At 47.1% G+C, this 25256-nt stretch carries 22 protein-coding genes; 8 read left to right on the top strand and 14 right to left on the bottom strand.

Going from position 1 to position 25256, the window contains the following annotated elements:
- The gene (locus PN462_RS11660; protein WP_272128400.1) at window positions 1–732 is read left to right on the top strand and encodes an SDR family oxidoreductase; all 732 of its coding nucleotides are present in this window, start codon (window positions 1–3) and stop codon (window positions 730–732) included.
- 76 nt (window positions 733–808) lie between these two features.
- Here PN462_RS11660 and PN462_RS11655 read toward each other — a convergent pair whose 3' ends face one another.
- The gene (locus PN462_RS11655) at window positions 809–1123 is read right to left on the bottom strand and encodes a hypothetical protein (protein WP_272128399.1); all 315 of its coding nucleotides are present in this window, start codon (window positions 1121–1123) and stop codon (window positions 809–811) included.
- A 408-nt stretch (window positions 1124–1531) separates the two neighbouring features.
- Here PN462_RS11655 and PN462_RS11650 point away from each other — a divergent pair, with 408 nt between their 5' ends.
- Window positions 1532–2209 (top strand): Uma2 family endonuclease, encoded by a 678-nt coding sequence (locus PN462_RS11650; protein WP_272128397.1) that lies wholly within the window; start codon window positions 1532–1534, stop codon window positions 2207–2209.
- Between the two features lie 159 nt (window positions 2210–2368).
- Here PN462_RS11650 and dnaA read toward each other — a convergent pair whose 3' ends face one another.
- Window positions 2369–3715 carry a chromosomal replication initiator protein DnaA gene (gene dnaA, locus PN462_RS11645; RefSeq protein ID WP_443029146.1) on the bottom strand — a complete coding sequence of 449 codons (1347 nt, stop codon included), beginning with the start codon at window positions 3713–3715 and terminating at the stop codon, window positions 2369–2371.
- Window positions 3716–3773: 58 nt separating this feature from the next.
- Between dnaA and def the strand changes: the two genes are divergently transcribed.
- Window positions 3774–4307 carry a peptide deformylase gene (gene def / locus PN462_RS11640; RefSeq protein ID WP_272128395.1) on the top strand — a complete coding sequence of 178 codons (534 nt, stop codon included), beginning with the start codon at window positions 3774–3776 and terminating at the stop codon, window positions 4305–4307.
- A 17-nt stretch (window positions 4308–4324) separates the two neighbouring features.
- Window positions 4325–5179 carry an ArsR/SmtB family transcription factor gene (locus PN462_RS11635; protein ID WP_272128394.1) on the top strand — a complete coding sequence of 285 codons (855 nt, stop codon included), beginning with the start codon at window positions 4325–4327 and terminating at the stop codon, window positions 5177–5179.
- A gap of 87 nt (window positions 5180–5266) precedes the next feature.
- Here the strand turns inward: PN462_RS11635 and PN462_RS11630 are convergent, their stop codons facing one another.
- The 5 genes from PN462_RS11630 to PN462_RS11610 all read right to left on the bottom strand — a co-directional run bounded on the left by PN462_RS11630 (window position 5267) and on the right by PN462_RS11610 (window position 9914).
- Window positions 5267–6628, bottom strand: a complete 1362-nt coding sequence (locus tag PN462_RS11630; protein ID WP_272128393.1) for an aromatic ring-hydroxylating dioxygenase subunit alpha — start codon at window positions 6626–6628, stop codon at window positions 5267–5269.
- Window positions 6628–7287, bottom strand: a complete 660-nt coding sequence (gene nth / locus PN462_RS11625) for an endonuclease III (protein ID WP_272128392.1) — start codon at window positions 7285–7287, stop codon at window positions 6628–6630. The genes PN462_RS11630 and nth overlap by 1 nt, the downstream gene beginning before the upstream one ends.
- Before the next feature lie 97 nt (window positions 7288–7384).
- Entirely contained in the window at window positions 7385–8473 is a 1089-nt protein-coding gene (gene rseP / locus PN462_RS11620; protein ID WP_272128391.1) for an RIP metalloprotease RseP, read from the bottom strand.
- A 65-nt stretch (window positions 8474–8538) separates the two neighbouring features.
- Window positions 8539–9369, bottom strand: a complete 831-nt coding sequence (locus PN462_RS11615; protein ID WP_272128390.1) for a hypothetical protein — start codon at window positions 9367–9369, stop codon at window positions 8539–8541.
- 281 nt (window positions 9370–9650) lie between these two features.
- The gene (locus PN462_RS11610) at window positions 9651–9914 is read right to left on the bottom strand and encodes a YkvA family protein (protein WP_272128389.1); all 264 of its coding nucleotides are present in this window, start codon (window positions 9912–9914) and stop codon (window positions 9651–9653) included.
- Between the two features lie 210 nt (window positions 9915–10124).
- On the opposite strand from PN462_RS11610, the gene PN462_RS11605 reads away from it, so the two are divergent.
- Together PN462_RS11605 and rfbC are read left to right on the top strand one after the other, a co-directional pair.
- Window positions 10125–10595, top strand: coding sequence for a hypothetical protein (locus tag PN462_RS11605; RefSeq protein ID WP_272128388.1), 471 nt, complete (start codon window positions 10125–10127; stop codon window positions 10593–10595).
- Window positions 10596–10719: 124 nt separating this feature from the next.
- Entirely contained in the window at window positions 10720–11265 is a 546-nt protein-coding gene (gene rfbC / locus PN462_RS11600; RefSeq protein WP_272128387.1) for a dTDP-4-dehydrorhamnose 3,5-epimerase, read from the top strand.
- 610 nt (window positions 11266–11875) lie between these two features.
- Here rfbC and chlG read toward each other — a convergent pair.
- The 3 genes from chlG to petP all read right to left on the bottom strand — a co-directional run bounded on the left by chlG (window position 11876) and on the right by petP (window position 14311).
- A complete protein-coding gene (gene chlG, locus PN462_RS11595; protein ID WP_272128386.1) occupies window positions 11876–12844 on the bottom strand; it encodes a chlorophyll synthase ChlG in 969 nt (322 codons plus the stop codon).
- A gap of 166 nt (window positions 12845–13010) precedes the next feature.
- On the bottom strand, window positions 13011–14108 hold the full coding sequence (locus PN462_RS11590; protein ID WP_272128385.1) for a Get3/ArsA fold putative tail anchor-mediating ATPase NosAFP: 1098 nt from the start codon (window positions 14106–14108) through the stop codon (window positions 13011–13013).
- An 11-nt stretch (window positions 14109–14119) separates the two neighbouring features.
- Window positions 14120–14311: a cytochrome b6f subunit PetP gene (gene petP / locus PN462_RS23530; RefSeq protein WP_443029148.1), complete on the bottom strand. Its 192-nt coding sequence runs from the start codon at window positions 14309–14311 to the stop codon at window positions 14120–14122.
- A gap of 216 nt (window positions 14312–14527) precedes the next feature.
- Here petP and PN462_RS11580 point away from each other — a divergent pair, with 216 nt between their 5' ends.
- Entirely contained in the window at window positions 14528–16669 is a 2142-nt protein-coding gene (locus PN462_RS11580) for a prolyl oligopeptidase family serine peptidase (RefSeq protein ID WP_272128383.1), read from the top strand.
- Between the two features lie 500 nt (window positions 16670–17169).
- Window positions 17170–19107 carry a mechanosensitive ion channel family protein gene (locus PN462_RS11575; RefSeq protein WP_272128382.1) on the top strand — a complete coding sequence of 646 codons (1938 nt, stop codon included), beginning with the start codon at window positions 17170–17172 and terminating at the stop codon, window positions 19105–19107.
- Here the strand turns inward: PN462_RS11575 and PN462_RS11570 are convergent.
- The 4 genes from PN462_RS11570 to psaA form a co-directional block, all read right to left on the bottom strand.
- Window positions 19081–19380, bottom strand: coding sequence for a hypothetical protein (locus PN462_RS11570; RefSeq protein ID WP_272128380.1), 300 nt, complete (start codon window positions 19378–19380; stop codon window positions 19081–19083). The genes PN462_RS11575 and PN462_RS11570 overlap by 27 nt on opposite strands.
- A 274-nt stretch (window positions 19381–19654) precedes the next feature.
- Window positions 19655–20167: a DUF29 domain-containing protein gene (locus tag PN462_RS11565; RefSeq protein WP_272128379.1), complete on the bottom strand. Its 513-nt coding sequence runs from the start codon at window positions 20165–20167 to the stop codon at window positions 19655–19657.
- Window positions 20168–20324: 157 nt separating this feature from the next.
- Window positions 20325–22553, bottom strand: coding sequence for a photosystem I core protein PsaB (gene psaB / locus PN462_RS11560; protein WP_272128378.1), 2229 nt, complete (start codon window positions 22551–22553; stop codon window positions 20325–20327).
- 175 nt (window positions 22554–22728) lie between these two features.
- Window positions 22729–24984 carry a photosystem I core protein PsaA gene (gene psaA, locus PN462_RS11555; protein ID WP_272128377.1) on the bottom strand — a complete coding sequence of 752 codons (2256 nt, stop codon included), beginning with the start codon at window positions 24982–24984 and terminating at the stop codon, window positions 22729–22731.
- Window positions 24985–25256 lie beyond the last annotated feature (272 nt).

Here is a 25256-nt window from a genome sequence, read left to right as displayed (position 1 = left end):
ATGACCCATACTCTAATTTTAGGGGCTAAATCGGATATTGCCCAAGCGATCGCTTATCAATTTGCCCGTCACGGCCATTCCCTGACACTTGCGGCCCGAGAGGTTGATCTCCTTGATCCTCTCGCCAAGGATATTACCATTCAACATCAACAACCCGTCCACCTGCGGGAGTTTGATGGGTTAGATTTTGCCTCTCATGGGGAGTTTTATGAGAATCTTCCCGAAAAACCGACAGTGGTGGTTTGTGTATTTGGGTATTTAGGGGATCAAAAACAAGCAGAGGGGGATTTTGCGGAAACTCAGCGTATTATTAATAGTAATTATACGGGGGCGGTGTCGATTATAAATTTAGTCGCCCAAGACTTGGAACAACGACAAAATGGGACTATTATTGGAATATCTTCGGTAGCAGGCGATCGCGGTCGTCAGAGTAATTATATCTACGGCAGTGCCAAAGCGGCCTTCTCCACCTATTTAAGCGGGTTACGGAATCGTCTCGTCAAATCTGGGGTTCATGTAATCACTGTCAAACCCGGTTATGTGGCCACCCGCATGACAGCAAACATGGACTTACCCCAACCCATCACCGCATCCCCCCAACAAGTGGCTACGGCCATTTATAACGCTTATCGCAGCAAAACCAATATTCTCTATACCCTCTGGATGTGGAGATGGATTTTACTCATTATTCGCAGTATTCCGGAAGGGATTTTTAAAAAACTCAACCTGTAAAGCGTAGAGACAGGACACTTTTGCAGCAAAGAAGACAAAACATGACACAAGAAACGAACTTACCGTGAAGCGAGACTTAACTTACCGGAAAATTGCCAGAGTTGTACATTTGGTGGCGATATAACGTACATAAATTAAACAGGCCACCCACTAATCCCCAAGCTAACCCAATGGTTAAACTTCCATAAACCGGGTTGCCACTACCAAAGGTGGCGAGAAAGTATAATACCTGTTTAATGGCGGGAGTAGCAATCATTTCCCCCCCAGGGAGACAACTCAACCCCCATAAACCCAGTAACCCCATCCCGACTAAGATAATAGGACTGGCAAAGCTGAAAAACACCGTTAAAGTGAGGGAAAGAAAACCGTTGTAGTTAGAAGATAGTTTCATAATGGGAGAAACTCCGTGAACACCTAACTCTTGCAAGTTAGGAGGACATCTAGATAGGCGATGACCACAATGTTAATCTAGCGAGAATCACTGAGTTTTCCACGCAATTGTTTTAATTCTTAAAATAAACTGAAAAATATTGGTCAAATCCGGCTTAGGGCTTGACAAAATGATACTTTATGTAGTTTAGTAACTTCACGTAACAGAACACTACGGTTTTGCGGAGTGGGTGATCAGTTACTAGGGGTAGAGGGTTTTTAAAGGCAGACGGCAGAGGGCAGAGGGCTTTTCAAGGCAGAGGGCAGAGGGCAGAGGGCTTTTCAAGAAGGCTCATCTTTAACCCAAGGCTCATCTTCATCAGACCTTATAATGATAACGAACTAGCTTGGATCAAAAATTGTGTGACTCATGGTTCAAACGCCTTTTTCCTATGACACCCTCTATCCTGATTCAGATGGGCAACCCATGGCCGACAATACCGAACAGTATGAATGGATCGTGCGTTTGGTTACAAATCTCAAGCATTTATTGAAAGATGAAATGGCATTTGTGGCGGGAGATTTGTTGTGGTATCCCGTGAAAGTTGAAGAACCCCCAGTCCCCCGACAAGCACCGGATGTAATGGTGGCCTTGGGTCGTCCTCCTGGATATCGAGGGAGTTATAAGCAATGGGAGGAGGACAACGTTGCACCACAAGTGGTTTTTGAAATTCTTTCCCCCACGAATACCCGTCGAGAAATGGCAGAGAAACAGAAATTTTATGAAGATTATGGGGTTTTAGAGAGTTATTATTATGACCCCGAACGTCAAGACTTCTGGGGGTTTGTGCGTCAACAGTCCGATGATATTTACACTTTGATTACTGCGTTATATCTCCCTTGGACTTCACCTCTATTACAAATTCGCTTTGAATTGTTTGAGGATGGGTTAACGGTGTTTTATCCCAATGGTGAACCGTTCACCGACCCGGAAACCAGTTTGTTGGAACGGGATCAGGTTAAAGCGGAACGAGATCAAGCTCAAACTAAACTAAACCAAGCCTTAGTCAAACTGCAAGAGTTGGGTATTGATCCGGATACTCTTTAGTTGATGGTTGATAGAGGTTAGAAACGGGGTTTCTATCGAAATTTTAGGCGAAAAGAATTAACTGGGAATAGAAACTCGGTTTCTCGCTACTTGAATCAAACCACAAAGACACAAAGGACACAAAGGACAAACCATTAATTATCCATTCCCAATTCCCCATTACCCATTCCCCAAATTAATCCGATCGCCCAATTGAATTAAAAGCTGCTGGGTCTTATTATCCCGTTGTTTCAGTTGTTCGACTTTATCACAACTATACAAAACCGTTGTGTGGTCTTTCCCCCCAAACTCCTCGCCAATGCGGGGTAAACTTAAATCGGTATGGTGTCGCATTAAATACATTCCGACCTGACGGGCCCAGCTAATTTCTCGACGACGGGATGTTCCCCGTAAGTCTTCGATGGAGACTCCAAAGGTCTCGGAAATGGCGTTTAAAATGGCTTGGGGGGTGGCTGCAATCTTTTCGGCGGGGGGATTTAAGACGGGGGCAACATTTTCTACGGTCATCGCTAACCCGGAAATGGAGGTGTAGGCAATGGTTCGGGTTAACGCCCCTTCTAATTCCCGAATATTGGAGGTGTAGCGGGTGGCAATATATTCAATGACTGCTTTGGGTAAACGGGCATTCTCGTCCTCGGCTTTCCGTTGTAAGATGGCCATGCGGGTTTCTAAATCCGGGGGTTGAATATCGGCAATTAATCCCATGGAAAATCGAGAGCAGAGTCTTTCTTGTAGTCTGGGGATGTGGTGGGGGGGACGATCTGAGGCTAAAACGACCTGTTTTCCGGCTTCGTGTAAGGTGTTAAAGGTGTAGAAGAATTCTTCTTGGGTGTATTCTTTCCCTTCAATAAACTGGATATCATCCACTAATAGTACATCGGCGGCTCGATAGTGGTCGCGGAAAAGCTGCATCCCGTCCTGGCGAATGGCCGTGATTAAATCATTGGTGAATTTTTCGGTGGAGACGTAGAAGACTTTAGAATCGGGGTGGATTTCTTGGCGATAATGGCCGATGGCCTGCATTAGGTGGGTTTTGCCTAACCCGACTCCTCCGCAGAGAAAGAGGGGGTTAAATTCTCGGCCTGGGGATTCCGCGACGGCCAAGGCCGCAGCGTGGGCCATGCGGTTGTTTTCCCCGACGACAAAGCGGGAAAAGACATATTTGAGGTTGAAATGGGTGGGGGTGGGGTGGGTTTGGGGGGGGTCTCCTTGTAAGCTGGCGGAGGTGGTCCCCATTTTGGCTAAGGTATCATCTCCTTGGGTGGTGGTGAAGCAAATTTCTACGGAATAGCCCAAAATGTCTTCGACGACTTCGGCAATGGTGGGGATGTAGTGTTTTTGTAACCAGTTGCGGGCGAAGGGGTTGGGGGCCTGGATGATTAAGGTGCGATCGCGCCACGATTGTAGGGTGGCTGGTTGAATCCACGTTTCAAAGGTGGGGTTTTTTAACTGTAATTGCAACCGGACTAACACTTCCTGCCAAAGTTGATCGGGAGACATAGGCATGGGGAAAAATGGGGTTGGGATTAAAATATTAACAGGTATCTTGTAAGCGCGAAGGGTTATGGCGGATTCTCTAAAGATTGTGCATCAGGGGCATCCTACCCTGCAACAAACAGCACGGGACATTCAATACCTTGATGATCCCCAGTTACAAAAATTAATTGACCATTTGATCACGACGGTTCAAGAAGCGAATGGAGTTGGGATTGCGGCCCCCCAGGTGGCAGCGTCTCTCCGTCTTTTTATTGTGGCCTCTCGCCCCAATTCCCGCTACCCCTACGCCCCCCAGATGCCTCCTACTGCTATGTTAAATCCCCGGATTGTGGCGCACTCTCAGGAGACAGTGAAAGATTGGGAAGGGTGCTTGAGTGTGCCAGGGGTGCGGGGGTTAGTGCCTCGCTATCGAGAGATTGAAGTGGAATATTGCGATCGCGCGGGTAATCTCCAACGGCAAGTCTTAACGGATTTTATCGCCCGCATTTTCCAACACGAACTCGATCATCTCGACGGTATTCTCTTTATTGATCGCTTACAATCCCATGAAGATCGCTTCACTGAAGAAGAATACCAAAACAGTCTCGCCCAATCACGGTAAACCTGCTTTCAAGCTGCATGAAAACCAACAATATTACCCGCTACGCCGACCTTTTAGCGGCTTTAGGATCACCTACGCGATTAACCCTAATTCGTCTTTTAGTCAAAAAACACCCCCAAGGGATGATCGCTGGAGAATTACAAGCACGTCTGCAACTCACTCCCGAAAAACTCCGCTATCACCTCGAAAAATTAAAACAACAGGGATTAATTCAAGTGAACCCCGATGGGGATAATCTTGTTTATACTGTCGATGTGTCGTTATTAGAAGATTTATTGGCTTTTTTCTATGCGGAATGGTCTGTCCGTCAACAAATTGTAGATTGGGATCGAGTCCATGAGAAAAAGGACGCTTGGTTAAAGGATTCCTTGGCCGCAGAATTAGCCGATCCCGATAATTTAGAACATCTTCTCCCCCTCTCTATCTATGAACGTTTGGGGGGAAAAGCCTTACAAGTCTTACTTTTAGCCCGATCTGAATCGAGTCGCATTCAACATAATTTTATCGGCACAGAGCAGATTTTATTAGGGTTAATGCGGGAGGGAAGTGGCAATGCGGCCAAGAGTCTCTATGACTGGGGAATGCAGTTAGATCAAGCCCGAATTGCGGTACAACAGTTTATTGGAGAAGGCCGAGGCAGTGGGGAAGAAATCCCTTTTACTCCCAGAGCGCAGCAGGTGTTACATTATGCGTTAGAGGAGGCTATTGCAGGGGGTCATATTATTATTAATACGGAACATCTCCTGTTAGGTATTGTCCGAGAATGGGAAATCTCCAAACAACACCATGAACCCCTTAGTGTGGCATCAAAACTCCTCTCTCAAGTCCCTGTTTCTCCCCAAGAAATGTTACAACATTTACGGGAGTTGTGAATTTAGTAGTGGGGAATTGGTGAACCACAAAGACACAAAGAACACAAAGAATAAAGAACACAAAGAATAAAGAACCATTGTTTATGGTTAATTGTTAATATTCCGACTGGGAGGATATTCTCCCTGAATAAAACCTTTTGCGAGTTTTTGGAGTTGCCAAGTTGTACCCGTTAGAAGCAAGAGAAGTCCTGCTAACAACACCACTCCCCACATCGGGAGATGATAGCCAATGGTTATCGGTAAGGCAATGAGTAAGAACACAATGAGAATTGCGCTAATTTTTTGTAACCCTTGCACCCGCTTTAAAGCAGTACGGCAACTCGAACAATGTTCGGTATGAGACTGATAACGTTCTAAAAGAATCTCTCGATTCGTTTCTGCGGGGGGAAAGTCCTGATGGGGGAAGGGTTCACCATAGGTTTCCACCCACTGACGGTAAGCAAGGACAAAACGATCAGAGCGGGTGGGTAAATAGCAGGTTTTGGCGTAGGATTGAGGGGAGTCTGCGATCGCGCGTTCTTGGAGATGGAGAAATATTTGATCATCCTCCAAAATCCCCATTTGATTTAAATGAGCATACCAACGAGGAGTCAGTTTAAACGCGAAACGGGGAAACGGGGATTTAAACCGGAACGGCAACCGGATGAGAGCGCGAGATTTCCCTTTGTCTATGGGGGTTGCATAAACCACCGTCATTACTTGGCCAAAGGGACTCTCCTCAATATCATGCCACATTAAATTGGGCGCAACAAAAGTTGTTTTTTGAGACCCCAGTTGGCCTCGTCGGGGTCCTTCTTCCCAAAATCCCGTAAACCCTGATTGCTCAATCTCAGAGACTTCTAAGACAAACTCTTTCGCATTCTCCCGTTTTCCTACTCTGGGATGGTGGGTAAAGGAAACGTGACTGGTATCTAGGACATTTTCCAATAATGTCACTACATCATAAGGCACATCTCGAAACACATCAATTTTAGTCCATTGTTCCTGATGTTGCTCTAGGGGAGGCACAAGGGGTAGGGGTTGCTGGGCCGCTTTTTCTGGTGTTCCGGGGTAAACAAATAAAATGTCTTGGGCCACTTTTGTGGGATAGGTGCGAACTTGGGCCCGGGGACTCTCATTGGCCGTGCCGTTTTCTTGATCAAAGGGGATGCGATCGCAAGTTCCCTTTTCCGTAAAGGCCCAACCATGATACGGACATTCCAAACACCCATCTTCGGTGATGCGGCCTTCTGAAAGTGGGGCCAAACGATGAGGACAACGATCTTCAAACACCACCCAGTCCTGAGTTTGTGCGTCCCACCAAATCACAAGAGGTTGTCCCAACAAAACAAAGCGCGTTGGTGCAGTTTGATCTAAATCGCGCACAAACTGCACCGCATACCACACCTCAAACCAATCAAACTCGGTATTTTTCGCCGTTATGGTGTCTGACAATTCCAAATTTTCCATTATCTATTCTCCTGTAAAAAAGGGCATAACTCCGCCAAGGAACAGCGATCGCAATCTGGCTTTTTCGCCTTACAAACCGCCCGACCATGATAAATTAAACGAATCGACCAATTTTCCCATTCCGGTTGCGGTAATAACCGCATTAAGTCCCGTTCAATCTTCACCGGGTTATCCGCTTCAGTGAGTCCTAAACGCTGGCTGAGACGTTTTACATGGGTATCTACTGTCACCCCTTGAATAATCCCAAATCCATGGGCTAACACCACATTAGCTGTCTTACGAGCAACCCCCGGTAACGACAACAACAACTCCATTTGTTTAGGGACTTCCCCCCCAAACTCGGCCACAATTTTCTCACACGCTCCCTGAATATTTTTGGCTTTATTGCGATAAAATCCAGTAGAACGAATTAAGGTTTCTAATTCCTCCCGGTCTGCATTGGCCAAGGCCAACGCATCGGGAAAGCGAGCAAATAAAGCAGGAGTGACTTTATTCACCCGTTCATCGGTACATTGAGCAGACAGAATGGTGGCCACCAGTAATTGCACGGGGGTTTCATAGGTTAAACTGCACGTCGCATCAGGATATTCTCGTTTCAGACGAATTAATATCTCTAAGGCACGTTGTTTTTTACTTGACCAAGTACGGGTGATACTCATTTTTTAGATAATGGATAATGAATAATGGATAATTGAGTAATCAGGAGTCTAAATAATTACCAATTACCAATTACCGATTACCCATTACCCAAAAGACTTATTGAAACAACTCTTGAATGACTTGTAAATTGGCGGTATCCCGAATAATTAGGAATACTCCTAAACTGAGTAACAACACCAAACCCGTCTGCATAATGCCATCTTGAATGCGGGTGGGGAGGGGTTTGCCTCGGACTCCTTCAATGAATAAAAAGGCTAATTGTCCTCCATCTAAGGCCGGAAGCGGCAAGATATTAATAATCGCCAAGTTAATGCTAATTAAAGCCCCAAATTGAAATAAACTGGTCAAGTCTGATTGGGCTAAATTTGCGCCAATTTCAACAATTTTTACCGGCCCGGCCACTTGTTCTGCGGTTTCGCTGAAATTACTTACCAGTTTGGCAAACCCTCCAAAGGTTAAGGTTGCTAAACGCTGAAACTCCGTTCCTCCTTGTTGGAAGGCTTCAATTAAACTGGCTTTTTTCCGGTTTAATTCTCCGTTGGGGGAGAGAATAACCCCGATTTTCCCTTGACCATCGGGCCCCCGTTCTGGGGTAACTTGGAGGGAGACTTGTTTCTCCTCCCGTAAAACCGTCACGTCTAGGGTTTCTTCGGGGGAGGTTTGAATGGTTTTCATGAGGGTTTTCACCGCTTCATCGGAGGCCCCCAGTTGTTGGGACTCGATGGAGATAATGACATCCCCTGCTTGGATTCCTGCCGCTTGGGCCGCGGTCACGTCTTCGGTCATCACTTGGGGAACGGCCACTCCGGGCTGATATTGGAAGTCTGGGATGCCGACGGTGGCGATTTGGGAGACTAAGAGGAGGTAGGCAAAGATTAAATTGGCAATCACCCCGGCACTGATGACGATCGCGCGGTCTAAGATCGGACGATTCCGTAATAAATTGGGGTCATCGGGGGGGATATCACTATCGGGATCATCATCAGGAAATCCGACAAATCCTCCCAACGGGAAGGCCCGTAAGGCATATTCGGTTTCGGCCCCTTGGTATTTCAGCAAAATCGGCCCAAAGCCGATGGAAAACCGATTTACGTGGATATTTTGCAGGCGTGCTGCGGTAAAATGCCCTAACTCGTGGACGATGATTAGGACTGCGAGGACTGCGATCGCCGCCAGAACTGACATAGGATTTTTTTAACTTAATTTAATAACATCAACCAATTGTTAATATTCTGACACATTCTTTCAGATTACTCCTTGGATTGGGGAGAATCGGGTGAGGGAGTGCCTTGATAAATGCTGACAATCCAGGCTTTGAGCCAATAGTTATGGCTGAAGTTTTCCCGATCGCGGTCCACCACATCGGCTAAAAGTTCCAGTTGCGTTTCACTTTGGGGAACTTTCACCCCTTGACGCATGGCCTCAAAGTCTTCTTCGCTGATCAGGTCGCGGGAGGAGACATAATAATTGCGATCGCGCAATCGCTGTTCAATATCCCGACCATTCAAGCGAAACCGTTCAATACAGTCTTGCACCATCTGAGACAGGGTTTTGGTCTGGGGTTTTTTCAGAGGACTAAAGGATTGTGCGGTTTCTCGAAACTGGGAGGGAGAGGAAAAGGGAATCACAGAGGGGTCTGTGGAGGTTTTAGGAGAGGTGGTTTTCAGGGGGACCGACTCTAAGGACTGATAAAGGGAGTCCGCGAGATCACGCATTTGTCTGGCCGAGGCCACTAAGGCCGTTTTCGCATTGTTGGAGAGGGAGAGAGAGGACGGTTCACTGGGGGGTTTTCTCTCACTCTCGGTTTTATTAGAATTGCGATCGGGTTGTTCCCCCGTATCCAAATAACGAATTAACTCCCAATATTGCCACCCCAGATGTTCCGCTAAACTTCTCAATTTTTGCGCATCCGGTTCAGTCCGCCAATCTAAAGTTAACCAGGCCTTCGCCGTCCGACTCGACCCAATGCCTAAACGATGGGCAATTTTGGCATAACTTTCGCCCATTTGCCATTGATTCTTGAGTAATGTTTGTAAACGTTCTCTGTAACCGTCTGGTAACGATGGTCCTTGACCCAACATAATGCAATTATTCCGCAAAGATGCAAATATACCGTTAAGTTGACAGTCCCACGGTTTTAATACCGTGGGATTCTCAAGTCGTCCCTAATCGGACGCTTGAAAGCGCAGTCAAGGCACTTCTAAACACTCCACCGAGGTCTATCCCCAGTTTTGTGCTTACTTTAATCTTTCTTTTGTACTGTACCAAGATGTCAGCCCGAAAACGCGCTTTTCATAGGAAAATCCTCCCATCAAGAGAGCGAGGGAAGGAAACCCGACCAAGAAAAGGGCATTGGTTGGGATTATTCGACGGAATTTTGCGGGACTTCTCCAATAGAGTCTGCGGGAGTTTGACGGGTTTTCCGTTGCTCTAACAGCATTTGTCCCAATTCCGAAAGTAACAGGGTGACTAAGATACCATCATCCAACCAACCGACAATGGGGAAGACATCCGGGGACAAGTCAAAGGGACTGATAAAATAGGCAACGGTGGCAAGAATAATCACCCAACGATACTTATTGTGGCGTAACATCCGCCGATACCACTGATAGAAACTATTGACCATGGATTGCATAAGACGGAAACTCCTGCTCATTTCTCTTGTATTGTGACGGATTTTCCCAAGCAGGGAAAGGTGCAATATCCGCGTTTTGCTGGGGTAGTATTCCTCCTCTCTCTCCTCCGAAATTGGCTAAACTTCTCTTGTAGGGCCACTGTATTTCTCCTTTCATCCCTTGCTAAGATGAACAGGTAATCCTGTGCGAGAAATAACGCCATGTCCGCTTCTGACGATAATTTTACCCCAGACTTGGGGGATAATGCCTCAGATTGGGTTTTAACCGTCTTGGCAGCGAAATTAGAGGAGACCCGCAAAACTCATCAACAATGGTATGATTCACAAAGTCGCGCGATCGCTGCCTTAACCGACACCATTCACAACCACCGCAAAACCGAACTAGATTTAATTCAAGCCAACGGCCAAGCCATTAATGACCTCATCCACTCCTTAGACACTCTCCAAACCCAACAAATCTCCGTTACCCGAATTATCACCGAAAAACAGCAAATCATGCAGGACTTCAAAAGCATGATTCAAGAAATCATCGCGGGAAGACAACAGTACGAACAAGAAACCACCCGTCAAATTCAGCATATCACCCAACAAATGGCCACCTTGCAAACCCAGTTTATCGAGATGCAAAAGGAAGTTTTCAGCCTCCTCGATGAAGTCCGTCACTCCCAATAAGAAAAGCTGAAGGCTGAGTGCTGACGGCTGAATACTTACCAAGTGAGACTTTCACTCACCTTCCCCTGCTTTCCCCACCCAGATAGATTAAAATAGACCCCTGAATCCATCTTGCAACTGTGTCATGAACGTTACCCCGACTTCCCTTCCCGATGTTTTAGTCCTAGAACCAAAAATCTTTCAAGATGAACGAGGCTTTTTCTTTGAAAGCTACAATGCTCGCAAATTTGAGGAAGAAACGGGATGCTCTCCGCAATTTGTCCAAGATAATCATTCTCGGTCAGTGCGTCATACGTTGCGCGGCCTGCACTACCAAATTAAACAACCCCAAGGGAAGTTAGTCCGGGTTATTGTGGGGGAAATTTTTGATGTGGCGGTAGATTTACGGAAGTCCTCCCCCACCTTTGGCCAGTGGACGGGATGTCGTCTCAGTGCGGAAAATAAGGCACAGATGTGGGTCCCAGTGGGGTTTGCTCATGGGTTTCTGGTGTTGTCGGAGGTGGCTGAGGTGTTATACAAAACAACGGATTTTTATGCACCGCAACATGAGCGTTCTTTACTCTGGAATGATACTAAGGTAGGGGTAGAGTGGCCGTTGAGTGACTGTCCCATTCTCTCTCAGAAGGACAAGCAGGGGTTATCCTTGGATGATGTCCCCCTGTTTGATTAATGGGTTTTAATGGGTTGGAAAACCACAAAGACACAAAGGACACAAAGAAGGGGATAAAGGGGGAGAAGATCATTTTTTCTTGAATGATTCTCCTGTCAAGCTCATTTCGGTGTCGTTGGAGATGCTATATTTTGGACAAACCAAGCTCTTGAGCGGTTGACGGCTATTCATAGTTATAATAAATTCATTCAATCCCAATCTAGTCACCGCCTAGCACATTTCGATTATCACATTTTGTGATTTTTGTCAAATCCATTCCTCGCGCTGGTGGCAAAATTCTGTAAGCGACTCCTCCCCAAAATTCCCCTTTTCGAGGCTAAAATCACGGAGTAATGGGGGGTTGAAGGGTGTGTTTTGACGAGAAGATATAAAAACGCCTTGGATTTTAATTTTTTGTCAAGGGGCCTTTATTGTACCAAACGGCGCAATCTCGTTACTCAGATCAAGGGAAAATTTTGGTTAATTTTTGTTAAATTGGGGGTTTCGATACAAATAAAATATTTTTAAACTCTATTTTAATAATTAAAACTTATCTATTCTGAAATCCCAAAAGAAACGGGACATTGTACACAACGTCCCGACAGATTATAATAAAGTCTGAATGATGGGTTTAAATTCCTGCATTCCCCAGTGCTAAACCCGCTACCAGCATTCCTAAGACTAGGAAAGGTTGTGCGCTGGCTTGATATTTGACATCATTTTCCAAGGGATCACGAAGGAAGTACATATCTTGGAAGGTGATTTGCGGAATAATCAGTAATAGGAGAATCGTGGCGTAGAGATTCTGATTAATGCTGATTAAATAGCCCGCAATTCCCGCTTGAAAGACATCAATGGCTAAAACACAAATCCAAGCGGCTGTCCCCACCCCAAACATAACGGGGAGAGAACTTAATCCCAACTGGCGATCGCCCTCTACACTTTTGAAGTCATTGACCACAGCAATGCCCAACCCAGCTAAACTGTAAAACAGGGTTAAAACCACAATCGTCCAATTTAATTCCCCAAATAACGCATGGCCGGCCCACCAAGGCAAGGCAATATAACTCGCACCGAGGGCATAATTCCCTAACCAGCCATTCTGTTTTAACTTCAGAGGGGGGGCAGAGTAAATATAAGCGAGAAATGCCCCCAGTAGGGTTAAACAAACCATAATCGGGAAATCATGGCCCGCCCATCTATCTAACAGATAAGCAATACCAAATCCCCCCAATAATAAAACCAGAATTTGAGTAATCACTTGGGGAACTGAAATCGCCCCAGAGGGAATCGGACGATAGGGTTCATTAATTGCATCAATTTCTTTATCGTAAAAGTCGTTCAGGGTTTGGGTATAGCCCGTCATGAGGGGGCCAGAGAGTAACATACAGGTGACAGCTTTCAGGATATCTTCGAGTTCCCAACTGTAATTTCCCGATGAAGCAGCCCCACAGACCACCCCCCAAATCAGGGGAATCCAAGTGATGGGCTTCATCAGTTGCAAGCGAATTTTCCAGATATTCTTTTCTTCTGCTGCACCCTTCATCCCTAGCATTTGCCGGGTTTTTGAGGAGTTTTTGCTTTGTTCTTTATTTGTCATTGTTATTGGTTGTTGGTTGTTGGTTGTTGGTTGTTGGTTGTTGGTGACAAACTCCTTCCTCCTTCCTAGTTGGTGAGCTTGTCGTTCACGTAGTGTGCGCGGAGCGCAAACCACTGCCATCTGCCATCTGTCTCCTGCCTTCGGATGCTGGTGACTGAAAAAGAACTTACAAGGAAATAATCAAATAGGGTTTTTGGAATTTTGCCCCTTTAACGGGTTGGCCGGTGAAGGGAGGGGGGAGGATTAGATTTCTTCGTTGATCTCCGGCTTCAATGGTTAATTCTGGCCCGTATTGAGTCAGTTTAACTTGTTGTTTGCTAAAACCTGGTAAAAAAACTTTCACCTGTCGAGATGGGCTGTCAATTTCGATAGGTTTGGGGATATCTCCCACATTGCGAAGGTTGGGGAGTGCATCCATGAGGGGTTGCCAGTCGTCTCCCTGCCATGGGGGAAGGGGAATGATGGGCAAGGGGGAGAATTCACTGCTTTGGGCTGAGGGGGAGTTGGTTTTGTTCCAGAGGACTCCACCGACGGAGACTCCCACTTGTTGCGCACTGCCCCAGAGATATTGGGCTTTAGCGATGGCCATGGGGCTATCATCGGTAATCAGATAGGCTAACACCCGTTTGGGGTCTGCAATGGCTTTTTCGCCTTCTTGCAGGAGCGATCGTATTTCATCGGTGGGTTCTTCGGCAAAGTTTTCTAAGGACCAAGACCGATTGAAAATGGCATTGGTAATGGGTTGAACAAAGGGGGCCAAGGCTTTCCCTAAGTCAGATTCGAGAATAACTTGGCGAAACCGTCGTAAATACCAATTGGCACTGCCCGGAATGCCAAAGCCTTTTAAGGTGCTTAAATCCCCGGCCCCATCGTAGATAATCACATCATATTTAAAACTGGCGTTAAAATTGCGTATTTCGTAGAACGATAAAGCGGTTTCAATGCCAGGGAAAACTGCTAATTCTTGACCATAGACGTTTTTTAAGGTGGGAGACCGTAAATATTGTGCTTCTAAGGACTTGACCTCCTCCCAACCTTTTTCTAGCATGACGGGGGATTGGAATTGCACCACCGATAAATTCGGGGCAATTTCCGTGGGGTCTGGGGTGACAGGGACACCGAGTTGTACGCTAAAGGCGGGTGTGGGGTCTTGGGTGGCCAACAGCACACGATCGCCGTTTTGGGCTAATTTTTTAGCCGCAGCGATCGCTACTGTTGTCCGGCCTACCCCACCTTTACCAAGAAAGGTGATTAAATGTGCCATGCTGGGGATGTTTAGACTGCTTTGAGTTCGTCTTCAAAAAACCAGGTGGCCGTATTGTCGTCAAATTCAATGACTGCACCAACACCACTACCATCGGTCATTTTGAACCCTTTTACTGTACCAACTTTACCCAGTTTATCGGCAACATCCCGATCAACGCGATCTCTGATTCGGCAGACTTGAACTTTTTGCCCGATTTCCATTCCTACTCCAGTCACTATCATCCATGTACTTAGACCATTACACAGTTTAGGGCAAAATCTGTCCCCAGGGAATAGTGGAGAGTTGAGATGGGGGAATAGGGGGATGGAGAGATAGGGGGGATGGGGGAGAAAAATAGTTTCAAACAATAATGAATAATAGTTCATTATCAATTATCCATTATTCATTATCCACCGATGACCCATTACCCATTACCCATGACTCACCTAAAGAAAATTATTCTTGCGATCGCCGTTTTCGGATTTTGTACAATTCCCCGTCTCGCTAGGGGGGAAACGCCATCACCAATCCAAGTAATTGATCGGGAAAGGGCTACGCAAAATACCGTCTTATCTCCAGAGGAGGTAGAGAAAATTGCCCGCTTACAGGGGTTTGTCCAACCTGTGGTGATGAGTGAGATCAGTCCCGATGGGACAACGGTAATTTTTCGTAAAAGTGGCTTAGGGGTGGACAAGCCACCGCTTTTTCTCTTGAATATAGAGAAGGGAACAACGGTCGAAATTGATCGGGAAGCATTTGGGGAGTTTGAACCGAGACAGTTTTATTGGCGCGATCGCAACACGGCCATTGCCCCTCTCTCCCAAGTCACTCCCCAAGGCCGCAAACAAGCCTTATTTCGGGTCAATCGTCAGACCGGAGAAGTCACCCAACACCCCCTCAACCTCCCCGGTATTTTGCGTAGTGTAGCCCCCAATGGGTCACGGGTTTTGGTGGAATTAACTCCCGATGTGGCCAAGTTTCCCTTCCCAGAAATGGCTGTTTATCATTTACAGGACAATCAAGACCCTATCCGCTTCACCCTACCGTCTCACAGTACCTTCCTAGACGCGGCATGGACTCCCCTGGGCGACCAGTTGGCAGTAATTTCCTTTGTTGAACCCGATCGCCCGCCTGTGAACGGTATAGGGGCAAATCCTGCGTCTTTTATTACACGGGATGCCCAAGGGTTAATCCCTCCCTCGGAGAGTCCTTTTGTGGAGAAAAGTGTTTTATTGACGTTTGATTTAACTCAGGGGGGGAGAGGCCGGTTATTAGAAGCAAAACGAGGAGATGGGGGGATTTTTTCGAGTATTACTTGGAGTCCAGACGGGAAATTGTTGATGGCCGGGTTACGCTATCCCAGTCAACCCGCAGGCCGCGACTATCCGGTGTATTATCCCCTAGTGGGAGAACGCACTACGTTTCGCTTTTACAATACCCAGTTAGAGGAATTGTATCGCTTGGAGTCTCCCCAGGTGGCCTCGGCCATGGGGACAACGGGGGAATTTATTTCTCCTGGGGAGGTGTTGTTTACGGCCCAAGTGGGGATGAATTCCCATCTTTACCTGTATGATCTTATTAGCCAAGACTTACAGAATTTGTCCGACTGGCCGGGGACCTATGCCGAAGTTCAAGTTTCTCCAGAGACTTCGCAACTGTTGTTTCGCTACAGTTCCTTTGTGGACCCCCCAGAATTGTACCGCATGGACTGGCGGACGGGAGACACGACTCCCCTTAGCCAGTTTAATGAATCTTTGGCGACCCTGAGCCAATTTTACGTCGATCCGGTGACATTTGAATCGGAGGAGGGGGAACAGTTTCAGGGGGTGTTACTCCAACCTCCCGATAGTGAGTTTCCTCCCCAGGATGTTCCCTTGGTGGTGTGGCAAGAAGGGGGGCCTTTTGCCACTATGAAGAATCAATGGTTAACGACGGTGGAGAGTCCTTTTGGATTATTGCCCAATTTTGGCTTTGCTTTGCTGGTGATGCCCTTGTATGGACGACATGGGTTTGGGGCCAATCGTTTTTTAGAGTTGTATAGCGATCGCAATTTTGGCACTGTCGATATTGAGGCCATGGCCGAATTATTAGAAGATGCCGTTGAGTTGGGTTATACGTCTCCCGACCACATTGGGGTGATGGGGTGTTCCTATGGGGGGTATTTTGCCCACCAAAGTATTATCCGCTATCCGGAGTTATATGCGGCGGCCAATGCCCAATGTTCCATTCTCGATTGGGGGTTAGATTGGCTAAACACCCATCCTGCTAGGACTCCTTTTGCTTATGGGAGTTTAACCCCCTTTAATGGGGAGAAGGAGTTTCAACAAGATTCTCCCTTGTATCAGTATGAACAGGTGACGACTCCGTTGTTAATGTTTAAGGGGAGTGAGGACTTTTTGCCCCTTGAACCGGATCAGTTTTATGTGAATATGATAGCAGAACAAGGAGTCCCGGTTCGTTTTTTGGAGTTTACGGATGCTGGCCACGGGTTGGTGGATGAACAGGGGAAAGCTATCCCAGAATATCAAAATTATGCCGCCCAAGTTGTTATTGACTGGTTTCGTCAATATTTAAAATAGGTGATTGGTCATTGGTGATTGGTCATTGGTGATTAGCCTTGGGCTTAAATCAGGGGAAATTACTTTATTCTTATGTTGACAAAATAAAAACAATATGGTAAAAAGAAGGGGGCTTATCTTCGAGCCATCAACATTCCCTCATAATACTAATATTGTCTCCTAACCTATTCTGAGGAAGGAGCGGGCGGTTGTTCCTATCTGCTTGGTTTGGGGCCGGATTAACCACTACCCATTCTCCGGTTTGCTGATCTCGATAGACTACAAAGGGTTGTTGTTTTAAGGGGAGATTAGAGGGTTTCGCCATACAACCTCCTAAACGATTGGTAAGGGCAAATTATATCTATTCTCTCCAAGGTTTTACGTATCTTCACTGATCTTGGTAAGTGTTTATTGTGTCATCTGTGCCAAAACCCGTTGATCTCGATCACAAATTTGAGTTCACTCCTATTCCCAAGGCATGAAGCGGGTTAAGATACGAAGATGTTGAGATAACGGCTTGAATGAGACGCGATCGCAGTTTAAAATCCCGAAAATGTCGTTCGGTGTGGGGTTGGTTACTCTTAACCCTCTTTACCTGTCTAGGAGTAGTGCTGACTTCCTCTCCCCTCCTGGCCCAAATTCCTGGACTGAATGTCAGTGGTGAGACAGTGAGTTCAATTCCCAATATCCCCACCAAACGCATTGGTAATTTAGAAATTGCTCCCGTGTTTCTCGATGGGGTAATGATTAGAGAAATTAGTGCAGCCATTGGTTTCGAGGAGTCTCAAGAGGATATAGAAACGCGAGATTTAACAGCGGCCTATCGTTCCCAATATGTGAGTAATAAGTTACAGCAAATTTTAGATGGAATGGGGCAATATACGAAAAAAAAATTCACGCGATCGCTCCATTTGCAACATTTACGAGAAGTCCAACAATGGGACTCCTTTGATCTAGACAAAATTCTCCCCAAGCGAGGACTCTTTGCTCAACAAATTAAAGCACTCAATCGACAATTACTCCTCAATAGCGAAAAAGTAGAGGATGGGTCTTATATTATTAAAGCCGCTTTTCCTCGCGGTGCGCCCATAGAAACAGTGGTGACGGTGACAAAGGCCGACGCACTCTTTCAGCAAACCTCCACCGTTGAATTAGCGCAACGATGGACAAAAAATTTGCAAATTGAATTACTCCAAGGGTGGTTAATGCGCCAACCCATTGCAGTGGAATTAGGAGTCATTTTTTCCCTATTGGTGGTGCTTACTGTTGTCCTTTTGACCCTAATTATTCGCTTTTTCCAGTTTCGGCTGCGACGCAGTGGCAAACATTTACAGGCCCAAGCCTCGGCCCAAACCGCAGCGTTACAAGTAGGGGAAGAAGGGTCAAGTCAGACTCTAACCCCCTTAGAAAGACTGACGGCACAAATGCAAAAACTGGCCATTGACCGCAATTATAGTGTCAATAAATTTTTACGGGGTCTTCTCTATTGGGGACAAATTTTGCTCTGGTTTCTCGGCAGTGGCTTAATTTGTTTCTTTTTCCCTTTCTCTCGTCCTCTAGCCAATTTTCTCCTCGGTAGTCCTCCTCTAACTTGGTTATTTACCCTCAGCAAACAAGGGTATCCTTCCCCCCTGTTACTCCTCTTACTCCTCTTTTTTACCGTTAATTTAATTGATCGAACCAGCGATCTGTTAATTGATCGTCTCGCTAAAAAAATACTGGAAAATCAAGCCATGTTGGCGAATTTAGGGGGGAATACCCAACGCTATTCTCTGCGTATCCCCACCTTGGCCACAGCGGCCAAAGGGGTGACAACGGTGGTGGCCTATGTGGTCTTCATTTTAACCCTTCTCAGTCAATTTAAAGCCATTGCCACCCCCATTACCGCTTTATTAGGCATTCTCACCTTTGGCATTTCCTTGGGGGCGCAAAATTTTATCCGCGATGTGATCAATGGGATTTTTATTTTAGTCGAAGACCAGTATGCGGTGGGGGATGTGATTTCGGTGAATGGGAATTTAGGGGGGTATGTGGAATATTTAAACCTACGGATGACCCAACTCCGCAACCTAGAAGGGGAATTAATCACCATTCCCAATGGCACAATTAGCACGGTACAAAATATGACCAATGGTTGGTCCCAAGCCAAATGTGTGGTTAATGTTAGCCATGAGACGGATGTGGATAAAGCCATGACGGTGATGACACAGGTGGCCCAAGACCTCTATACTGATCCTGACTGGGAAGATTTGGTGTTAGATGAACCGGAATTACTGGGCATTGATAACCTCGATTATACCGGAGTCCAGTTAGTGATTCTTTTAAAAACCCAACCGATCCAACAATGGACGGTGGCTAGGGAATATCGCCATCGTCTCAACCGAGCTTTTGCTGAATCCCAAATTCCCATTGCTTTCCCTGGGCAAAAGGTATTAATCGAGAATGTCCCCCCGATTTAAGTTCATACATTCTCGTAACCAGCTATCGAGTAACGGTCGTTGTTTCCGTCCAAACAGTTGTTGCGTATAAAGGGTTTTGGGTCGAATATCCGCCGTCTCTGCTTTGTGGGTGACGGAAAAGGCCCGACTGGCCCCAATGGAACGGTCATCTCCTCCTAATACCGCCACCACTTTGATCTCTAACCCCGTAATATGTTGAGCATTTTGTCCTGAATTGGACTCTCCCGCTAAGTCAGCCGCTTCTGCGGTGTCTGGGGCGATAGTTTGCAGCAAGTCTCCATAGGTCCCTAACAGGAGAAAACTCCCTGGGGATAGGGGCCCTTGTTTCAGTAGAGATTGTACATCCAGTAAGGAATGTTGATCCGCCGATACCGGACAATAGTCCGACTTTGGGGAGGCTTAAACCCCATGAACCTTGAACCTGTGAACCCCATGAACCTTGAACCTTGGGTTAAAACCCAGGGCTGCGTAGCTAAAGCCTGTTTTTAACAGGCTGATGGGGGAATTGAACCTATTTTAATGAACCAATGGGATAATTTAACCCGTTTCAACGGGTTTTCACTCTTAGCCTTGGATTAAAATCCAAGGATAGGGACTCTGGCCAATAATCCCCATCGAGGGTTTCTTCTTGGCAAAATGGACAGTCCACGGGAAATGTCTCTATAGGTAGCCCGGTTTCTTGACTCGCTTCTTTACGGGCTTTGCTATAACTCCCACTAAACATTTCTACTATATACGGTTTCAGACTGGGGCTATCCTCAAGTAATAATGCTAACTGACGGCGTTGTTCGTTAATGGTACTCACCCAACTATTGCCATAATACTCTCGCTGTTCGGGTTGATACTGCCACTTTAACAAATGCGTCAATAAAACAATTAAGCGGTTTTTCAACTCTCGACGCTGGTTTTTCCCCAAATCCTTGATCTCCTCAATTAAATGCGGCCAGTCTAATGCCTCTAAATCTTGATTTTCTAAACAGTCAACTGTTTGCTTTAACCAGAGGTAATAATCTTGATCATATAAGGGAGAAAGAGAGAGAGAAGGTTGAGAGGATTGCATCAAGGTTAAAATCGCTCACAATAGGGACTCCTTTTCATTATAGAAAACTCTCCTCTATGGCATGACGATGAAAGCTCAACGTCTGTAGTTCAATGTTTTGCCATAAAAAATCCCCTGCCGGGGGCAGGGGATTGCGGTTAATTATTTAACTCGCTAGTTAACCGAACTTCGAGGCCGTTGAAGCTATCAAGAAGGCGGCGTAGGTGAAGATGTAACCCACCGAGAAGTGAGCTAACCCTACCAAACGAGCTTGAACGATGGAGAGCGCCACGGGCTTGTCTTTCCAACGAACCAGGTTCGCCAGAGGAGTGCGTTCGTGGGCCCAAACCACGGTTTCGATCAACTCTTGCCAGTAACCGCGCCAAGAGATGAGGAACATGAAGCCAGTCGCCCAAACTAAGTGTCCGAAGAGGAACATCCAAGCCCAGACAGACAGGTTATTCACACCGTAGGGGTTGTAGCCGTTGATTAACTGTGCGGAGTTCGCCCAGAGGTAATCCCGGAACCAACCCATTAAGTAGGTGGAGTTCTCGTTAAACTGTGCTACGTTACCTGTCCACACGGAGAGGTGTTTCCAGTGCCAGTAGAAGGTTAACCAACCCAAGGTGTTTAACATCCAGAACACGGCGAGGTAGAAGGCATCCCACGCGGAGATGTCGCAAGTACCGCCCCGTCCAGGACCATCACAAGGGAAGGAGTACCCGAAGTCTTTTTTGTCGGGCATTAATTTAGAACCACGAGCATCTAACGCACCTTTCACTAAGATTAAGGTGGTGGTGTGCAGTCCTAAAGCGATCGCATGGTGAACCAAGAAGTCTCCCGGCCCAATGGTGAGGAACAAGGAGTTCGCTCCGTCATTGATGGCATCGAGCCAACCAGGCAACCAAACGTTCGCGTAGTTGGGATAAGCAGTGGAGGCAATACTATCGGGGTTCGACAGTAACACATCCATGCCGTAAAGGGCTTTCCCGTGAGCCGCTTGAATGAATTGAGCAAAGACAGGCTCAATGAGGATTTGTTTTTCAGGTGTACCGAATGCCACCACTACGTCGTTGTGAACGTACAGTCCCAAGGTGTGGAACCCTAAGAACAGGGACACCCAACTCAAGTGGGAGATGATTGCTTCTTTGTGTTGCAGTACCCGGTCTAAAACGTTTCCTTTGTTTTGTTCGGGATCATAGTCACGGACTAAGAAGATCGCGCCGTGAGCGAATGCCCCAACAATCAGGAAGCCAGCGATGTACTGGTGGTGGGTATAAAGTGCTGCTTGGGTGGTGTAGTCCTTGGCGATAAACGCATAAGGCGGCAAGGAATACATATGTTGTGCAACCAGAGAGGTTACAGTTCCCAAGGAAGCCAGTGCCAGTGCTAACTGGAAGTGCAAGGAGTTGTTGATGGTGTCATACAACCCTTGGTGAGGCAGGTTAAATTGACCTTCGCTCTTGCCACCGAACAGTCCGGCTTTAGAATTGAGCATTTCTTTGATGCTGTGACCAATTCCAAAGTTGGTGCGGTACATATGTCCGGCAACGATGAACAGAACCGCGATCGCTAGGTGGTGGTGAGCCATGTCGGTCAGCCACAGCGATTCGGTTTGAGGATGGAAGCCACCCAAGAAGGTCAAGATAGCCGTTCCTGCCCCTTCAGAAGTCCCGAAGATGTGGTTAGCGGTGTCGGGATTCTGAGCATAAACGCCCCAGTTTCCGGTGAAGAAGGGAGCCAGTCCTGCGGGGTGAGGTTTCACCGACAGGAAGTTGTCCCAACCCACGTGAACCCCACGGGATTCAGGAATTGCCACGTGAATCAAGTGACCCGCCCAAGCTAAGGAACTCACCCCAAACAACGCAGCCAAGTGGTGGTTGAGGCGGTGTTCTGCTTGCTTAAACCAAGACAAGCTAGGACGGAACTTGGGTTGCAGGTGTAACCAACCTGCAAATAACATCACGGCGGACAATAACAGCAGGAAGATCGACCCTTGATAGAGGTCATTATTGCTGGTCATCCCAATGGTGTAGAACCAGTGGTAAACCCCCGAATAGGCGATGTTAACTGGATTAGACGCACCAGCTTGGGTGAACGCATCTACTGCGCCTTCTCCAAATTGCGGATCCCAAATAGCGTGAGCAATTGGACTAACGTTTAAGGGATCTTTGATCCATTGCTCGAAGTTACCTTGCCAAGCGACGTGGAATAGCGTGCCAGAAGTCCACAGGAAGATGATGGCGATGTGACCGAAGTGGGAAGCGAAAATCTTTTGATACAGATTTTCCTCAGTCATCCCATCATGACTTTCAAAGTCGTGGGCTGTGGCAATCCCGTACCAGATCCGGCGTGTTGTCGGGTCTTGGGCGAGATCTTGGCTAAACTTTGGAAATTTAGTTGCCATAAACCTTTTTAGGAAATTCTCCTACCTGACGTATTTGAGACTCATGCAGACGTGCTGCTCATGGTTTGTTTTGTTTCTCCCCACCGAACCGGAGTCCGGTGAAGGAGTAAAGCGGATTGAAAAGCGGTTTTGAATCCAGGATTTAGCTTAGATTGTACCGTTTTCACTCGGATATTCAACCGACTGAGATAATTCGGGCTAAGAAGAATGCCCAAGTGGTGACAATGCCTCCTAGGAGGTAGTGTGCTACCCCAACAGCGCGTCCTTGAACGATGCTCAAAGCACGAGGTTGGATAGCGGGAGCGACTTTCAGCTTGTTGTGGGCCCAAACGATGGACTCGATCAGCTCTTGCCAGTAGCCGCGACCACTGAACAGGAACATTAAGCTGAAGGCAAAGATGAAGTGACCCGCTAAGAACATGATGCCATAAGCGGACAGGGCAGAACCATAGGAGGTAATGACCTGGGAGGATTGCGCCCAGAGGAAGTCACGCAACCAACCATTAATGGTGATCGCACTCTGCGCGAAGTTTCCGGCGGTGATGTGAGACACATTACCGTCTGGAGACACGGTTCCCCATACATCCGACTGCATTTTCCAACTGAAGTGGAAGATGACGATGGAGAGGGAGTTGTACATCCAGAATAAGCCGAGGAATACGTGGTCCCAACCAGAGACTTGGCAAGTTCCACCCCGACCCGGACCGTCGCAAGGGAAGCGGAAACCGAGTTCGGATTTGTCGGGAATTAAACGGGAACTCCGAGCATAGAGTACCCCTTTGAGGAGGATGAGCGCGGTGACGTGGATGGTGAAGGCATGGATATGGTGAACCATGAAGTCGGCTGTCCCCAAGGTGATGGGCATCATGGCGACTTTACCACCGACGGCGACAACGCTACCGCCAAAGGCATAACTGGCCGGTTCTAAGGCGTTGGGGGCCGTTCCGCCAGGAGCTAAGGTGTGCAGGTTCTGCACCCATTGGGCGAAGATCGGCTGAAGTTGAATCCCGGTGTCCGAGAACATATCTTGAGGCCGTCCAAAGGCACGCATGGTGTCGTTGTGGACGTACAGCCCGAAGCTGTGGAAGCCTAAGAAAATGCAGACCCAGTTCAGGTGGGAGATAATTGCATCCCGGTGACGAATCACGCGGTCTAACAAGTTATCGACGTTTTTCGCGGGGTCGTAGTCACGCACCATGTAGATGGCGGCGTGAGCCCCTGCACCAACGATTAGGAATCCTCCAATCCACATATGGTGGGTAAAGAGAGATAATTGGGTGCCGTAGTCGGTCGCCATGTACGGATAGGGCGGCATGGCGTACATATGATGGGCGACGATGATGGTCAAAGACCCTAACATGGCTAGGTTTAACGCTAATTGCGCGTGCCATGAGGTAGTCAAGATTTCGTAGAGTCCTTTGTGACCTTCACCTGTGAAGGGCCCTTTATGAGCTTCTAAGATTTCTTTGATGCTGTGACCAATGCCCCAGTTGGTGCGATACATATGTCCTGCAATGATGAACAGAACTGCGATCGCTAGGTGATGGTGAGCCGTATCAGATAACCACAAACCACCAGTAACGGGGTTTAATCCACCTTTGAAGGTCAGGAAGTCACTATAAACGCCCCAATTTAGGGTGAAAAATGGCTTGAGTCCTTCTGCAAAACTAGGATATAGCTCGGCCATGAGGCTGGAATTTAAGATGAACTCATGGGGCAGAGGAATATCCTCTGGAGCTACGCCAGAATTGAGCAGCTTATTGACGGGCAAAGAAACGTGAATTTGGTGTCCTGCCCATCCTAAAGAACCACAACCGAGTAACACCGAGAGGTGATGGTTCAGCATGGATTCTACATTCTGGAACCATTCCAGTTTCGGAGCGCGTTTGTGGTAGTGAAACCAACCTGCGAACACGCATAACGCAGCCATCACCAAGCCACCGATGGCGGTGCAGTAGAGTTGAAACTCATTGGTGAAGCCGGAGGCTCTCCACAGATAGAAGAATCCAGAGGTGATCTGAATCCCGTGGAAGCCACCCCCTACGTCCGCATTCAAGATGTCTTGACCCACAATCGGCCAAACCACTTGAGCGCTGGGCTTAATGTTGGTGGGGTCTTGTAACCACGCTGTGTAGTTGGAGAAGCGAGCACCGTGGAAGTACATCCCGCTTAACCAAACGAAGACCACCGCGAGGTGTCCAAAGTGCGCACTAAAAATTCTGCGCGATATTTCTTCTAGATCGCTTGTTTGACTATCGAAGTCGTGAGCGTCGGCGTGGAGGTTCCAAATCCAAGTGGTGGTTTTGGGACCTTTCGCTAGATCACGACGGAAGTGACCCGGCTTACCCCACTTCTCTGTGGAAGTAGGAACGGGGTCTTTATCGACGGATACCTTTACTTTTGCCTCTCTTTCTGGAGGACTGATTGTCATGAGGGTTCTCCTCCCTAGACAACGAACAAAAAATGAATGTTTTCCCTGGTGGGTGAAAATATTCGGGTACTCAGGGAACCCTTTTTGGTTCGCCCCTTTCCTCTTTATCAATTTTTAGCATCCTTTTGAATAAGTGAATACTCATCTTTGGATGGAATTGTTAAAGAAGTTGGGAGCGCAACGCTTAACAGTAGATGATAAAGGTTGGTTTCCCTTATTGTTCACTCAAGTTAACAATATTTAAACTTCGCTCAATTCTCCCGTAATTCGGG

The sequence above is a fragment of the Spirulina sp. CS-785/01 genome (assembly GCF_028330525.1).
In the GTDB taxonomy this organism is placed as follows: domain Bacteria; phylum Cyanobacteriota; class Cyanobacteriia; order Cyanobacteriales; family Spirulinaceae; genus JAQMSD01.
Note: the sequence above shows the minus strand (reverse complement) of the source record. Positions and strands in the feature narration are given on the sequence as shown.

Excerpts from the sequence above, each read along its gene's own strand:
- PN462_RS11565 (WP_272128379.1), bottom strand. The coding sequence starts at position 20,167 with ATGCAATCCTCTCAACCTTCTCTCTCTCTTTCTCCCTTATATGATCAA.
- PN462_RS11660 (WP_272128400.1), top strand. The coding sequence starts at position 1 with ATGACCCATACTCTAATTTTAGGGGCTAAATCGGATATTGCCCAAGCG.
- psaA (WP_272128377.1), bottom strand. The coding sequence starts at position 24,984 with ATGACAATCAGTCCTCCAGAAAGAGAGGCAAAAGTAAAGGTATCCGTC.
- PN462_RS11580 (WP_272128383.1), top strand. The coding sequence starts at position 14,528 with ATGACTCACCTAAAGAAAATTATTCTTGCGATCGCCGTTTTCGGATTT.
- petP (WP_443029148.1), bottom strand. The coding sequence starts at position 14,311 with ATGGAAATCGGGCAAAAAGTTCAAGTCTGCCGAATCAGAGATCGCGTT.
- PN462_RS11605 (WP_272128388.1), top strand. The coding sequence starts at position 10,125 with ATGTCCGCTTCTGACGATAATTTTACCCCAGACTTGGGGGATAATGCC.
- rfbC (WP_272128387.1), top strand. The coding sequence starts at position 10,720 with ATGAACGTTACCCCGACTTCCCTTCCCGATGTTTTAGTCCTAGAACCA.
- nth (WP_272128392.1), bottom strand. The coding sequence starts at position 7,287 with ATGAGTATCACCCGTACTTGGTCAAGTAAAAAACAACGTGCCTTAGAG.
- PN462_RS11615 (WP_272128390.1), bottom strand. The coding sequence starts at position 9,369 with ATGTTGGGTCAAGGACCATCGTTACCAGACGGTTACAGAGAACGTTTA.
- PN462_RS11630 (WP_272128393.1), bottom strand. The coding sequence starts at position 6,628 with ATGGAAAATTTGGAATTGTCAGACACCATAACGGCGAAAAATACCGAG.
- rseP (WP_272128391.1), bottom strand. The coding sequence starts at position 8,473 with ATGTCAGTTCTGGCGGCGATCGCAGTCCTCGCAGTCCTAATCATCGTC.
- PN462_RS11650 (WP_272128397.1), top strand. The coding sequence starts at position 1,532 with ATGGTTCAAACGCCTTTTTCCTATGACACCCTCTATCCTGATTCAGAT.
- chlG (WP_272128386.1), bottom strand. The coding sequence starts at position 12,844 with ATGACAAATAAAGAACAAAGCAAAAACTCCTCAAAAACCCGGCAAATG.
- def (WP_272128395.1), top strand. The coding sequence starts at position 3,774 with ATGGCGGATTCTCTAAAGATTGTGCATCAGGGGCATCCTACCCTGCAA.
- PN462_RS11635 (WP_272128394.1), top strand. The coding sequence starts at position 4,325 with ATGAAAACCAACAATATTACCCGCTACGCCGACCTTTTAGCGGCTTTA.
- PN462_RS11590 (WP_272128385.1), bottom strand. The coding sequence starts at position 14,108 with ATGGCACATTTAATCACCTTTCTTGGTAAAGGTGGGGTAGGCCGGACA.
- dnaA (WP_443029146.1), bottom strand. The coding sequence starts at position 3,715 with ATGCCTATGTCTCCCGATCAACTTTGGCAGGAAGTGTTAGTCCGGTTG.
- psaB (WP_272128378.1), bottom strand. The coding sequence starts at position 22,553 with ATGGCAACTAAATTTCCAAAGTTTAGCCAAGATCTCGCCCAAGACCCG.
- PN462_RS11610 (WP_272128389.1), bottom strand. The coding sequence starts at position 9,914 with ATGGTCAATAGTTTCTATCAGTGGTATCGGCGGATGTTACGCCACAAT.
- PN462_RS11655 (WP_272128399.1), bottom strand. The coding sequence starts at position 1,123 with ATGAAACTATCTTCTAACTACAACGGTTTTCTTTCCCTCACTTTAACG.
- PN462_RS11575 (WP_272128382.1), top strand. The coding sequence starts at position 17,170 with ATGAGACGCGATCGCAGTTTAAAATCCCGAAAATGTCGTTCGGTGTGG.